Genomic DNA, 12641 nt, shown 5'->3' with positions numbered 1-12641 from the left:
CAGGCCGGAATCAGCCAGACTTTAACGTCCGGTGGGACACACTAGAGGCCGTCGCGATCTGCAACGTGTTTGCGCACGATCGCCCTCTTCCCCCCACTGACCGGAATCCGCATGCCTCAGCTTGCCCGCTCCGTTTCCGCCCTGTTGCCCCTGCTCGTTGCCACTGCCTGCTCGGCAGCGCCGCCCGCCAAATCCGGCCCACCGGATGCCCCGGTCGCCGCCTGTACCGCCAAGGTGCGCCCTGGGCAGGATCTGCAGAAAGCCATCGACAAGCTCCCGCAAGGCGATGCGCCAGCAGTCCTGTGCCTGGAAAAAGGCGAATTTCCGCTCAACGGCCTGGTCTCGATCCACCGCGGCAATCTCGTCTTGCGCGGCAAGGGCCCGACCACGGTGCTGCGCATGGCCGATGGCGTGCAGCAACCGGCGCTGGTGGTCGGCGACTACGAAAACCAGCAGCCGACCGGCGTGATCCGCAATGTCAGCATCGAAGACATGCAGATCGTCGCCAGCACCGGCGACAAGGAATTCATGCCCGAGCGTCCGTACCTGAGCAATAGCGCGGTGGTCGTGCGTTCCGGCCAGGGCATCCGGCTGGCCGGCCTGCAGGTCAACAAGTGCCGCAGCGCCTGCCTGCTGAGCGAGTACGACACCCGCGAGATCACCATTGAAAACAACGATGTGTCCGGCGCGATCTGGGACGGCGTGTCGTTCAATCGCACCGCCAAGGTCACCATGGTCAACAACTACATCCACGACAACGTGGCTGCAGGCCTGACCACCGAGCATCTGGAAGACAGCGAGATCCGCAACAACCGCTTCGAGCGCAACGGCAGCCAGGGCATCTATCTGTCCGACGCGCGCCGCAACCGCTTCAGCAACAATCAGTTCGACGGCAACAAGGTCGCCGGCGTGTTCCTGGCCTGCGCCATCCGCTATCGCACGCCGGAAATCCTGTGCTGGGACAACAGCATGAGCCAGGACAACGTGTTCGAGAACAACCGCTTCTCCAATACGCCGTTCACCTACACCATCGGTGTGGACCGCGCTGCCAACTGCACGGCGGCCGACTTCAAGCCGAACCTGTGGCGCAACAACCAGGCCGACGTGGCTGGCGTGGATATCGAGCCGCAACGCTACGGATACTGCGTGCGTCACGAGTGATCGCAGCGGCGGCCGGCAGCGCGTGAGCGCATGCCGGCCGCTGGAGTTTCAACTCCGATGCAGCAGCGTCATGACGCCAAGGCCTGTTCGTGCACACCGGCAATCGCACGGCCGGACGGGTCGGCCATCGCGGCGAAACTGGCATCCCAGGCGATCGCGGTCGGCGACGAACACGCGATCGACTTGCCACCCGGCACCGTCTCCGCAGCCGCCTGGCTGGGGAAGAATTGCTCGAACAGCGTGCGATAGAAATAGGCTTCCTTGGTCTGCGGCGGATTGACCGGAAAGCGCTTGGAGGCGGCGGCCAGTTCGCGGTCGCTGACATGCGCGGCGGCATGCGCCTTGAGCCCATCGATCCAGCCATAGCCCACGCCATCGCTGAACTGCTCTTTCTGCCGCCACAGGATCGATTCGGGCAGATAGCCGGCAAACGCTTCGCGCAACACGCCCTTTTCCATCCGCGTGGCGCCGCTGCTGGTCTTGTCGATCATCTTGAAACTGGCGTCCATGCGCATGGCCACGTCCAGGAACTCGCGATCCAGGAACGGTACGCGTGGCTCCACGCCCCAGGCCATCATCGACTTGTTGGCGCGCAGGCAATCGTAGTTGTTGAGTGCATCCAGTTTGCGTACCAGTTCCTCATGGAATTCGCGTGCGTTGGGTGCCTTGTGGAAATACAGGTAGCCACCGAAGATTTCATCGCTGCCTTCGCCCGACAGCACCATCTTGACGCCCATCGCCTTGATGCGTCGCGCCAGCAGAAACATCGGCGTGGAAGCGCGAATGGTGGTGACGTCATATGTCTCGATGTGGCGGATGACCTCGGGCAGCGCATCCAGGCCCTCCTCGAAGCTGTACTCGAAGCCGTGATGCACGGTGCCCAGCGCGGCGGCGGCGACTTCGGCGGCGGCCAGGTCCGGCGAGCCTTTCAAGCCGATCGCGAACGAATGCAGGCGTGGCCACCAGGCTTCGGTGGTGTCGTTCTCCTCGATGCGATGACGTGCATAGCGCGCGGCAACGGCGGCGACCAGCGACGAATCCAGCCCGCCGGACAGCAGCACGCCGTACGGCACATCGGTCATCAACTGACGATGCACCGCACGCTCGAAGGCCTCGCGTAATTCCTGCAACTGCACCTGCACGCCTTCCACCTCGGCGTATTCGCGCCAGGAGCGCTCGTAATAGCGGCTCAGTGCACCGGTGGCGCTGTCGTACCAGTGGCCGGGCGGAAACTGCGCGGCATCGGCGCAATCGTCCACCAGCGATTTCAGTTCGGAAGCAACCCGCAAGCGGCCTTCGCGATCGTGGCCCCAGTACAGCGGCACCACGCCGATCGGGTCACGCGCGATGAGCACCCGCCCGGCCGCCTTGTCCCATAGCGCGAACGCAAAGATGCCGTTGAGGCGGTTGAGGTAGGAGGCCGGCGCATCCTCGCGGTACAGCGCATTGATCACCTCGCAATCGGAGCCGGTCTGGAAGGCGTATGGCTGCACCAGCTCCTGCTTGAGCTCGCGATGGTTGTAGATCTCCCCATTCACCGCGAGCGCAAGCGCGCCATCTTCTGACAACAAGGGCTGCGAGCCGCCGGCCGGGTCGACGATGGCCAGGCGCTCGTGCACCAGGATCGCACCGGCGTCGACATACACGCCGCTCCAGTCCGGGCCACGGTGACGCTGCCGCTGCGAACATTCCAGCGCCTGCCGGCGCAATGCCTGCAGATCGTCACCGAGTTGCAGGCCGAAAATACCGAAGATGGAACACATGGAAACACTCCTGATGAAACTGCGGGGGTTGGCGGCCGATGAAAGAGCGTGCTGCACGAGAATGACACCCATAAAAAAACCCGCATCGGCCGATGCGGGTTTTCTGATTCCTGGGCGTTTGGTTTTACTTCGCCTAGTCGCAGACCCGCATCGGCCGCGCACGATTGTTCGCGCGCAGATTGTTGCGGTTGGCGTTATTGACGAGGTTGGGCAGGAGCGATGACATGACTGGACCGTATCCCGCTTTCGACGGCGGCGCAACTGTTGCGATGGCAACCAAGCCCGGCATCGCAGATCACGCCGCGTTCGCACCGGCATATTGCGAGGATAATGACCGCCCCAACAATCGGCAGTAATGGAATGACCCCACGCATCGGACGCATGCCGCCCCTGGCCCTGTTGCTTGCAGTGTTGCTGCAGGCCTGCAGCAGCGCCCCTCCGCGCACCGATCCAGTCTATCTGCAACAGCTGGAACAACACGCGGCCGATGGCAGTTTCGATAGCGCGTGGAATGCGGCCGAACGCCTGGAGGCACGCAACGACCCGCGCGCCATCCACTGGTACGAACGTGCCGCTGCGATCGCCCCGTGGACGTTCCGCAACACCCGCGCCGAACTGGCGCTGGGACGGATCTGGGCAAGCGGGACGCTCTTCCATCCCGACAGCCCGTACATCGACCAACGCGTCGCATTACGTGCGTCGCCGCGCAAGGGCGAGCACTGGTACCTGGCAGCGGCCATGCATGGAAACCCGTATGCCATCGCCGAGCTCGCCAAGTTTCACCGCGACCGTGGGGAGGCGGCTGCGGCGTTGCGCTGGGATCTGCGCGCGACGATCTATGAGCGCTCCGCATCAGGATCGTCGGGGCTTCCCGCCGCCATCGCGCCAAGCGGAGGTGCATTGCACCCGCTGGTACGCGACATCCAGCGCCGCGCCCGTAACGGCGATGCAGAGGCGCAGGTCGATCTTGGCGCACTCCATGAAAAAGGAATGGGTGGCGTGGACAGAGACGGTACGGAGGCGCTGCGCTGGTACCGGCGCGCGGCGGACCAAGGCAATGTGTATGGTCAGTATTTCTCCGGTCTGCTGCTCGGACGCGGCAGCAGCGGCGTGACGCGCGACGTGGAGACGGCGGCAACCTGGTTTGCCAAGGCGTCCGCACAGACGTTCTATATCGCGGACGAATCGCATTGGCGCGAGGCGATCAAACCGCCGTTCTGGACGTTCGACTAGCCCCCGAGCCTTGTGCGTCCATGCCGCCTGACAGCGCAATGCAATGCAATGCAATGCAATGCAAGCGCGATGCTGCTGCAATCCAGAAGATCTAGTGCAGCTTGGCGATGCCCGCGTCGCGCAGCAGCATCGGCATGCCGCAGCTGAACGCATGCCGTGCGCTGGCTGCGTAGTGTGCAAACCAGCGCGTGGCATTGGGCATGTCCTGGCAACTCAGACCAGCAGGCGTTCGATCAGCGTGCGGTACAACGCCGGCAGCGCTTCCAGATCGGCCACGCGCACATGCTCGTCGACCTGGTGGATGCTGGCGTTGACCGGGCCGACTTCGATGCATTGCGCACCCAGCGGCGCGATGAAGCGCGCATCCGAAGTACCGCCGCCGGTGCTTTCCTCCGGCGGTGCGCCGGCAAACTGCCCCAATACCTCACGCGCGACGCTGCGCAGACGGCCTTCCGGGGTGTAGAACGGCTCGCCGCTGCGATGCCAGCGCAACGCATAGTCCAGCCCGTGGCGATCCAGCAATGCGGTGATTTCCGCTTCCAGCCGCGGCGCATCCCACAGCGGGGTGTAGCGCAGATTGAAGGCCACCTGCAGCTCGCCCGGAATCACGTTATTGGCGCCGGTGCCGGCATGGATGTTGGAGATCTGCAGGCTGGTCGGCGGAAAACTTTCGAAGCCCTGGTCCCACTGCCGCGCCACCAGCTCCGCCAAGGCCGGCGCGGCCAGATGGATCGGATTGCGCGCCTTGTGCGGATACGCCACGTGCCCCTGCACGCCCTTGACGATCAGCGTGCCGGACAGACTGCCGCGACGGCCCACGCGCAGCAGGTCGCCCAGCCGTTCGGTGGACGACGGCTCGCCGGTGATGCACCAGTCGATCGCCTGCCCGCGCGCGCGGAACAGCTCGGCCACGCGCCGCACGCCGTCGATGGCATCGCCTTCTTCATCGGAGGTCAGCAACACCGCCAGCGTGCCGGCATGCTGCGGATGGGCGGCGACGAACTGTTCGGCAGCAATCACGAAGGCGGCCACACTGCCCTTCATGTCGGCCGTGCCGCGTCCGTACAGCACACCATCGCGGATCTGCGGATCGAACGGATCGCTGGTCCAGGCCTCGCGCGGCCCCGGCGGCACCACATCGGTGTGGCCAAGCAGCACCAGCACCGGCGCACCGCTGCCATGCGTGGCCCACAGATTGTCGACCTGGCCCAGGCGCAGGTGCTCGCAAGCGAATCCGGCAGCCTCCAGGCGCTGTGCAAGCAGCACCTGGCAGCCAGCATCGTCCGGTGTCACCGAAGCGCGTGCGATCAGCTCGCAGGTCAGTTGCAGTACGTCGCTGGTCATGCTCGTCCTTCCGATAAAAGATGCACCTGGGCCGCCGGCATCGGCAGGTCGCCTGCCGTCCACGCGCCCGCCCCGCACAGGCCTGTGCGAACCGATGACGCGGTGGCGCCGTCAGGCGATGTTGAAGCGTGCCTTGAACCCGTTGTCGGAGAAGCCCTGGCTGAGCGCGCCATCGTCGCTCACCACCACCGGGCGGCGGATCAATTGCGGGTATTCGCGCAGCAGCAGCTTCCATTCGGCGTCCGAACCGGGCGTCTTCTTGTTGTCGGGCAGCTGGCGCCAGGTGGTCGAGGACTTGTTGATCAAGGCCTCGAATCCGCCGGCCTTGCCGGCCCAATCCAGCAACGTCTCCGGCGCGGGCGTGTGCTCGCGGTAATCGACGAAGCTGTAGGCCACGCCGAAGCGGTCCAGCCACTTGGTCGCCTTCTTGCAAGTGTCGCAGTTCTTCAATCCATAGAGCGTGGTCATGTCGTCGCCTTTTCGACTCCGCGGCGCGCGCTTGCACGCGCCAACAAGGTGGTTACCAGTTGATCGTGTTCCTGCCCGTGTGCGGGCAGGAACACCACATCGGCGCGTGTGCTGTGGAATTTCAGCGTCATCCGCCGCGGCGGGATCAGCGATGCCGTATCGACCGAGCGCAACTCGGCCAGGTCCACACGCTGCGATCGTCCTTGCTGCACGATCTCCAGCGCATCGCCCGCATCGCGGACCTGTGCCCAGCGGGCGGATGCCCATGCCAGACGCAGGGTCATCAGCACCACCAGTGCAGGCGCCAGCCAACGCAGGACCTCCAGCTGCTGCGGCACGCCATCGCGCAGCAGCGAGCCGGCCACGTAGAGCGCTACCCATCCCAACCACAGGGCCGGGATGCCCCAACGGACCCAGCCACTGAGCGGACGCGACAGCATGGTGCCGCGCGCAGGCTGCGCGGTATTCAATCGGCCAGGCCGCGCAGCAGCTCGTTGACGCTGGTCTTGCTGCGCGTCTTGGCATCCACCTGCTTGACGATCACCGCGCAATACAGCGAGTGCGAGCCATCTTTCGACGGCAGCTGGCCGGACACCACCACGCTGTAAGGCGGCACGTAGCCATAGGAAATCTCGCCGGTGGCGCGGTTGTAGATGCGTGTGCTCTGGCTGATGAACACGCCCATGCCGATCACGCTGTGGTGACCGATGACCACGCCTTCGACCACTTCCGAACGCGCACCGATGAAGCAATGATCCTCGATGATGGTCGGGCTGGCCTGCAGCGGTTCGAGCACGCCGCCGATGCCGGCGCCGCCGGACAGATGGCAATGCGCGCCGATCTGCGCACACGACCCCACCGTGGCCCAGGTATCGACCATGGTGCCTTCGCCCACATACGCGCCGATATTGGTGAAGCTCGGCATCAGCACCACGTCCTTGCCGAAGTAGCTGCCGCGCCGCGCCACCGCACCCGGCACCACACGCACGCCGGCCTTGCGGAACTCGGCCTCGCCGAAGCCGGCAAAACGCGACTCCACCTTGTCCCAGAACGGTGCCGGCTGCGCGTCGATCACAGCCATCTCGTTGACGCGGAAATACAGCAGTACGGCTTTCTTCAACCACTCGTTGACGGCCCAGCCGCCCTGCCCGTCCGGCTCGGCGACGCGGAACTCGCCAGTCTCCAGGCCGTCGATGACGCGGGTGACGATGGCACGGGTGGAGCCGTCGATCTCGTCGACGGTCAGGCTGGCGCGGCGCTCGAATGCGCTTTCGATGCCGAACTTGAGTTCGTCAATACCCACCGGCGTTGCAGCGCCGCGGACGGCCTTTTCGGCGATCGGCAGTTTCTTCGCGGCTGCAGCCTTCTTGGCGGCCGGTGCGGACACCACGCTGGTCGGCCGCTTGGCCACGCGCGGGGCCGCACTGGTCGCCGGCTTGGTCGCGCTTTTCTTGGTCACCTGCTTGGCGACGCTCTTGCTGGCGGCCACCGGCTTGGCAGCAGCCGTGGCCTTGCGCTTGTCGACGGCCGGTGCCTGAGGCGCCTTGCCGCTCTTGCTCGGCGCGCGCTTGGGCGCTGCGCCGGTGGGGGTCGCGCCCTGCTTGCGCGCGGTCTTCTTGCTGGTGGCCATGGGGGGTCTCCGAACGGACTACTAGGTGGGATCGAGGCAGGCGCACAGCGCATCGCGCAGCGCCTGCCGGGCGGATTCGGGCAACGGGCGGTCGTGCTCGTCAGTGATCTGGAACTGGTCTTCGGCACGCTCGCCGAAGGTGGCGATGCGCGCATCGTGCACACGCAGGTGTTGCAGGCGCAGCACATTGGCCACATCGGCCAGCAAGCCGGGGCGATCGGGCGCAACCAGACTGATGCGGGTGCGGCGGCCACCGGCGCTCTCGCTGAACTCTACGCGCGGCGCAAAGCGGAAGTGGCGCAGCTGGCGCGGCACCGCACGCCGCGAGGGCCGCACCTTGTGCAGGTCGCCGGCCAGCACCTGGCGCAAGGCCGCGGCCAGGCGCTGCGGGTCGCCATCGGCGGAACTGTCCTGCGGCAGTACTTCGAACACGTCGAAGATCGCATCGTGCGGCGCATCCAGCACGCGGGCACGATGGATGCCATACCCCTTGCGATCCAGCGTCGCGACGATCGCGGAGAACAACCCATCGCGATCGGGCGAATACACGAACACTTCCAGCGCGTCGTTGTCCGGCACCGCGCGCCGCGCCTTGACCATGCTCTGGCCGATCTGCACTTCGATCAGCGACACCGCCTGCCAGGCCAGTTGCTCGGGACGGAAGCGCAGGAAGTTTTCATCCGGCATGCCGGCGAACTGGCGGTCGATGGTGGCATCGTCGTGGCCTTGCGCCTGCATCAGCGCGCGGGCGGACTCGCGCGCTTCGCGCAGGCGCTCTTCGCGCGGCGGCGGATGTTCCAGGCCCTCGCGCAGCGCACGCCGCGCGGCGAAGTACAGGTCGGCCAGCAGCCGGTCCTTCCAGGCGTTCCACAGCTTGGGACTGGTGCCGGCAATGTCGGCGCAGGTCAGCAGATACAGGTAATCCAGGCGCTCGCGCGTGCCGACCAGGGTCGCGAAACGGTGGATCACCTCCGGGTCGGAGATGTCCTGCTTCTGCGCGGTGACCGACATGCGCAGATGCTGCTCGACCAGCCAGGCCACCAGCGCGGTATCGCCTTCGCTGAGCCGGTGCGCCTGGCAGAACGCGCGCGCATCCACCGCGCCCAGCTCGGAGTGATCGCCGCCGCGCCCCTTGGCGATGTCGTGAAACAGGCCAGCCAGCAGCAGCAATTCCGGCTTGCGCAGGCGCGGCCAGACTTCGTGGGTGATCGAAAAACGCTCGTCGGCGCGACCGGCGGCAAACAGCGAGATGTTCCGCAGCACCATCAAGGTGTGCTGGTCCACCGTGTAGACATGAAACAGATCGAACTGCATGCGCCCGGACACGCTGGCGAATGCCGGAATCCATTGACCGAGCACGCCCAGGCGCGCCATGCGGTTGAGCGACTCCACCGCCCGCGGGCCGCGCAGCAGCGCCATGAAGCGGTCGCGCGCGGTCGCATCGGCGACGTCGTAGGCGGGCAACTCGCGCAGTACCTCGGCCAGCGCGCGCGCGGTCAGCGAATGCAGCCCGCGTACCTCGCGGTGCGCCGCCCACTGCGCAAACAGCGCAAAGACCTGCAGCACATCGCCGGCCGGCCAGTCCTCTGCATCCGCGGCCAGATAACCGCGGCGCAGACTGAAGCCCTCACCGAGCGGCTCCGGCACCGCCTCGCCGTCGAACTGTTCTTCGAAGCGCTGCAGCAAGCGGTCGCTGATACGGCGAATCAACGCAGCGCTGCGGTAGAAGCGCTGCATCATCTTTTCCACGCCCAGGCTTTCCGGGTCGTCGGCAAAGCCCAGCCGCTCGGCAAGCGTCTTCTGGTAATCGAACCCCAGCCGCTCTTCCGGCCGTTTGGCGACCAGATGCAGGCCGAAGCGCAAGCGCGCCAGTTCCTCGCGTTCGCGCCGCAGCGCTACGGCCTCGTCGAAACCGACATGGCCGAGCCCGACCAGCGCCTCCAGATCCTTGACCCCGAACGCGCGCAGCGCCATCCAGCCCAGCGTCTGCAGGTCGCGCAGACCGCCGGGGCCGTCCTTGATGTCCGGCTCCAGATTGTCGGCGGTATCGCCAAAGCGCTGGTGCCGCGCCAGCAGCTCTTCGCGCTTGGCCTGGAAGAACTCGCGCGCCGGCCACACCTGTTGCGGCGAAATCGCTGCCGCCAGCGCGGCGCGCGCCTGGCTACCGGCCACCAGCGGGCGCGACTCGATCAAGGCGGTCAGCACCGTCTGATCGGCGGCCGCGGCGGTGCACTGCGCCGGCGAGCGCACCGCGTGGCTGATCGGCAGGCCCACATCCCACAGCAAGGCGAACAGCCGCGCCAGGGCCTGCTCGTGCTGTTGCTGCACGCCGGTCTCGCCCAGCACCAGCACATCCACGTCCGAGCGCGGGAACAGTTCGCCGCGCCCATAGCCACCCACGGCATGCAACGACAGCCCGGCATCGGCCGGGATGCAGCGCGTCCACGCATTGCGCATCAATTGATCGACCGCGCGGGCGCGCAAGGCCACCAGGCGTTCGATCGGCTCGCCCTGGTCGAAGCGCTTGCACAGCCGCATGTCGGCATGCACCAGCAGCGGGCGCGCTTGCGCGGCCCACTCGGCATCGCCGGCGACACCCGGGTCGGGTCGGTCCGCCGGCGTGGCCGTCATACCGGAGCGGGAGCGTTCGGCGACAGCGTCAGCACATCCACGCCGTCTTCGGTCACCGCGACCATGTGTTCCCACTGCGCGGACAACTTGCGGTCCTTGGTCACCACGGTCCAGCCGTCCGGCAGGGTCTTATGGTGGTAAGTGCCTTCGTTGATCATCGGCTCGATGGTGAAGGTCATGCCGGGCTTGAGCACCAGGCCTTCGCCGGGACGGCCGTAATGCATCACCTGCGGCTCGTCGTGGTAGACCTTGCCGATGCCGTGGCCGCAGTAGTCGCGCACCACGCTGAAGCGCTCGGCTTCGGCAAATTTCTGGATCGCGTGGCCGACATCGCCCAGCGTTGCGCCCGGCTTGACCGCACGGATGCCGCGCCACATCGCCTCGTAGGTGGTTTCCACCAGCCGCTTGGCCATCACCGACGGCGTGCCGACGTAATACATGCGGCTGGTGTCGCCATGCCAGCCGTCCTTGATGACGGTGACATCGATATTGACGATGTCGCCGTCCTTCAGAACCTTGGCCACGCTCGGGATGCCGTGACAGATCACGTTGTTGACCGAGGTGCACACGCTCTTGGGAAAGCCGCGGTAGCCGACGTTGGCAGGAATGGTGCCCTGCACGTTGACGATGTGGTCGTGGCAGATGCGGTCCAGCTCGGCCGTGGTCACGCCCGCCTGCACATACGGCGCCACGACATCGAGCACCTCGGCGGCCAGACGGCCGGCGACGCGCATCAGTTCGATTTCTTCTTTGGTTTTCAGATTGACGCTCATGACAGCGATTATCGCCGATTCGGGCTGAATCTGAACGGCCTGCGCGGGCGTTTTTTCCGTTGGAGGCAATCAGTCGTCAAAACGAACGGGGCAGCAGGAAACTGGCGGCGCCGCGTATTCATGTGTGACGCACTACCGCACGCGTCAAAAAGTCCGTGAACGGGGTCATCCGAAAGACATCGCAATTTCGCGAAAACTCTGAGGATAAACAGCGAGATAGCCAAATCATTCAGGGTAATCTTTGGCACAGCTGATGCATTGGAGGCAGGGCGACGAGTCGTCGCGTCACCAATGACCAGACCGGTCAAGGAAATGTCCATGCGTACTGTCCGCCCTGTCCTGCTGTCCCTCGGCCTGCTCTCGACCATTGGCGTTGCCACTGCAGCAGATACCACCACATTCAACGTCAAGATCGCCGTCACCAAGGCCTGCACCATCACCGCTGCCTCGGCGACGGACGTCGACTTCGGCTCGGTGTTGTCCACCTCCACCGCCAATGCCGACGCCAACGGCAGCGTGACCGCGCAGTGCACCGCGCTGACCCCGTACAACATCGCCTTGAGCGCGGGCAGCAATGCCGGCACCGCCAACGACGTCACCACCCGCCGCATGAAGAACACCGATGCGCTGGTCACCACCAACAACTTCATCGCCTACCAGCTGTACCAGGATCTGGGCCGCAGCACGGTATGGGGCAGCACCACCGGCACCAATACGCTGAGCCGCACCGCCACCGGCATCAACCAGGTCTATCCGGTCTACGGCCGCGTGACCAACCCGTCGGCCAACAATCCCGCGACCGGTACCTACCAAGACACCATCACCGCCACGATCGTCTACTGAGCGCGCGCATGCCATTGCACCACTGCCTGTCGTACCGGATGCCGGCCTGGCTGGTCACGGCCGGATTGAGCCTGACGCTGGCGCTTGGCAGCGGCGTGCCGCTGCAGCCGGCCCATGCGGCCAGCCTGCAGCTGGCGCCGACCTCGCTGACGCTGAGCGCACAGCAGTCCGCCGACGGGCTCTGGTTGAGCAACAGCGGCAGCGCGCCGGTGCAGGTCCAGACCCGCGCCTATCGCTGGACCCAGCGTGACGGCAAGGACCAGCTCGACCCGACCCAGGAACTGCTGATCAGCCCGCCGATGCGCACGCTGGCCGCCGGCGAGCGCCAGCTGATTCGGGTGATTCGCGCCGGGCCCGCGCCGACCAGCGACGAAGTCTGCTACCGCATCATCGTCGACGAACTGCCCAACGCCGATGCGGATCGCAAGGGCATGCAGTTCGTGTTGCGCTACTCGGTGCCGATCTTCCTGCTGCCGCCGGGCAAGACCGAATCCACGCCGACCTTGAGCACGCAGGTGATTGCCGGCAGCGACGGCAATGCGCAGATCCAGATCAGCAACACCGGCAATGGGCACGCCCAGGTCGCCGACCTGCAGCACCGGGTCGATGGCACGACCAAGACGGCATTGAACGGGCTGGTGGGTTATGTCCTGCCCGGCCAGACCATGCGCTGGTCGCTGGGGGCACCGCTGGCCCAGTTCGGCCGCGGCACCATCATCGCAAGGATCAATGGTGAGGCGGACGAACGCACCTTGCTGGCCGCGCCAGCAGCGCCGTGATGCGGGCCGGCTGGCG

The 12641-nt window shown here is 65.9% G+C and carries 12 protein-coding genes; 5 read left to right on the top strand and 7 right to left on the bottom strand.

The window, feature by feature from the left end; genetic code table 11:
- The first annotated feature begins 111 nt into the window (after positions 1 to 111).
- Positions 112 to 1161 (top strand): type III secretion-associated outer membrane-bound protein HpaM, encoded by a 1050-nt coding sequence (gene hpaM / locus ABQY64_RS07465; RefSeq protein ID WP_039511620.1) that lies wholly within the window; start codon positions 112 to 114, stop codon positions 1159 to 1161.
- Positions 1162 to 1229: 68 nt separating this feature from the next.
- Here hpaM and asnB read toward each other — a convergent pair whose 3' ends face one another.
- Positions 1230 to 2924: an asparagine synthase B gene (asnB, locus tag ABQY64_RS07460; RefSeq protein WP_349780616.1), complete on the bottom strand. Its 1695-nt coding sequence runs from the start codon at positions 2922 to 2924 to the stop codon at positions 1230 to 1232.
- On the opposite strand from asnB, the gene ABQY64_RS07455 reads away from it, so the two are divergent.
- Both ABQY64_RS07455 and ABQY64_RS07450 read left to right on the top strand, forming a co-directional pair.
- Positions 2923 to 3147 carry a hypothetical protein gene (locus tag ABQY64_RS07455; RefSeq protein ID WP_172454120.1) on the top strand — a complete coding sequence of 75 codons (225 nt, stop codon included), beginning with the start codon at positions 2923 to 2925 and terminating at the stop codon, positions 3145 to 3147. The genes asnB and ABQY64_RS07455 overlap by 2 nt on opposite strands.
- Positions 3148 to 3284: 137 nt before the next feature.
- On the top strand, positions 3285 to 4157 hold the full coding sequence (locus tag ABQY64_RS07450; RefSeq protein ID WP_104588994.1) for a tetratricopeptide repeat protein: 873 nt from the start codon (positions 3285 to 3287) through the stop codon (positions 4155 to 4157).
- Between the two features lie 213 nt (positions 4158 to 4370).
- Here ABQY64_RS07450 and dapE read toward each other — a convergent pair whose 3' ends face one another.
- From dapE to map, 6 genes are all read right to left on the bottom strand, one after another.
- A complete protein-coding gene (gene dapE / locus ABQY64_RS07445) occupies positions 4371 to 5501 on the bottom strand; it encodes a succinyl-diaminopimelate desuccinylase (RefSeq protein WP_349780615.1) in 1131 nt (376 codons plus the stop codon).
- A gap of 111 nt (positions 5502 to 5612) precedes the next feature.
- Positions 5613 to 5969, bottom strand: coding sequence for an arsenate reductase (locus ABQY64_RS07440; protein WP_039528236.1), 357 nt, complete (start codon positions 5967 to 5969; stop codon positions 5613 to 5615).
- Entirely contained in the window at positions 5966 to 6439 is a 474-nt protein-coding gene (locus ABQY64_RS07435; protein WP_349780614.1) for a hypothetical protein, read from the bottom strand. Before ABQY64_RS07435 ends, ABQY64_RS07440 begins: the two co-directional genes overlap by 4 nt.
- Entirely contained in the window at positions 6436 to 7599 is a 1164-nt protein-coding gene (dapD, locus tag ABQY64_RS07430; RefSeq protein ID WP_039528241.1) for a 2,3,4,5-tetrahydropyridine-2,6-dicarboxylate N-succinyltransferase, read from the bottom strand. The genes ABQY64_RS07435 and dapD overlap by 4 nt, the downstream gene beginning before the upstream one ends.
- Positions 7600 to 7620: 21 nt before the next feature.
- Complete coding sequence (locus tag ABQY64_RS07425) at positions 7621 to 10230, bottom strand: [protein-PII] uridylyltransferase (protein ID WP_349780613.1); 2610 nt, start codon at positions 10228 to 10230, stop codon at positions 7621 to 7623.
- A complete protein-coding gene (gene map, locus ABQY64_RS07420) occupies positions 10227 to 11003 on the bottom strand; it encodes a type I methionyl aminopeptidase (RefSeq protein WP_024940364.1) in 777 nt (258 codons plus the stop codon). Before map ends, ABQY64_RS07425 begins: the two co-directional genes overlap by 4 nt.
- Positions 11004 to 11294: 291 nt before the next feature.
- Between map and ABQY64_RS07415 the strand changes: the two genes are divergently transcribed.
- Together ABQY64_RS07415 and ABQY64_RS07410 are read left to right on the top strand one after the other, a co-directional pair.
- Entirely contained in the window at positions 11295 to 11846 is a 552-nt protein-coding gene (locus ABQY64_RS07415; protein ID WP_102254495.1) for a spore coat U domain-containing protein, read from the top strand.
- An 8-nt stretch (positions 11847 to 11854) separates the two neighbouring features.
- The gene (locus tag ABQY64_RS07410) at positions 11855 to 12625 is read left to right on the top strand and encodes a molecular chaperone (RefSeq protein ID WP_349780612.1); all 771 of its coding nucleotides are present in this window, start codon (positions 11855 to 11857) and stop codon (positions 12623 to 12625) included.
- Positions 12626 to 12641 lie beyond the last annotated feature (16 nt).

The sequence above is a fragment of the Xanthomonas sp. WHRI 7065 genome, from assembly GCF_040203115.2.
In the GTDB taxonomy this organism is placed as follows: Bacteria; Pseudomonadota; Gammaproteobacteria; order Xanthomonadales; family Xanthomonadaceae; genus Xanthomonas; species Xanthomonas arboricola.
This window is presented reverse-complemented; position numbering and strand designations above follow the sequence as displayed.

Bases quoted from the DNA above. Each gene is read 5' to 3' on its own strand.
- hpaM (WP_039511620.1), top strand. From the start codon at position 112: ATGCCTCAGCTTGCCCGCTCCGTTTCCGCCCTGTTGCCCCTGCTCGTT.
- ABQY64_RS07455 (WP_172454120.1), top strand. From the start codon at position 2,923: ATGGAAACACTCCTGATGAAACTGCGGGGGTTGGCGGCCGATGAAAGA.
- asnB (WP_349780616.1), bottom strand. From the start codon at position 2,924: ATGTGTTCCATCTTCGGTATTTTCGGCCTGCAACTCGGTGACGATCTG.
- ABQY64_RS07450 (WP_104588994.1), top strand. From the start codon at position 3,285: ATGACCCCACGCATCGGACGCATGCCGCCCCTGGCCCTGTTGCTTGCA.
- dapE (WP_349780615.1), bottom strand. From the start codon at position 5,501: ATGACCAGCGACGTACTGCAACTGACCTGCGAGCTGATCGCACGCGCT.
- ABQY64_RS07440 (WP_039528236.1), bottom strand. From the start codon at position 5,969: ATGACCACGCTCTATGGATTGAAGAACTGCGACACTTGCAAGAAGGCG.
- dapD (WP_039528241.1), bottom strand. From the start codon at position 7,599: ATGGCCACCAGCAAGAAGACCGCGCGCAAGCAGGGCGCGACCCCCACC.
- ABQY64_RS07425 (WP_349780613.1), bottom strand. From the start codon at position 10,230: ATGACGGCCACGCCGGCGGACCGACCCGACCCGGGTGTCGCCGGCGAT.
- map (WP_024940364.1), bottom strand. From the start codon at position 11,003: ATGAGCGTCAATCTGAAAACCAAAGAAGAAATCGAACTGATGCGCGTC.
- ABQY64_RS07415 (WP_102254495.1), top strand. From the start codon at position 11,295: ATGACCAGACCGGTCAAGGAAATGTCCATGCGTACTGTCCGCCCTGTC.
- ABQY64_RS07410 (WP_349780612.1), top strand. From the start codon at position 11,855: ATGCCATTGCACCACTGCCTGTCGTACCGGATGCCGGCCTGGCTGGTC.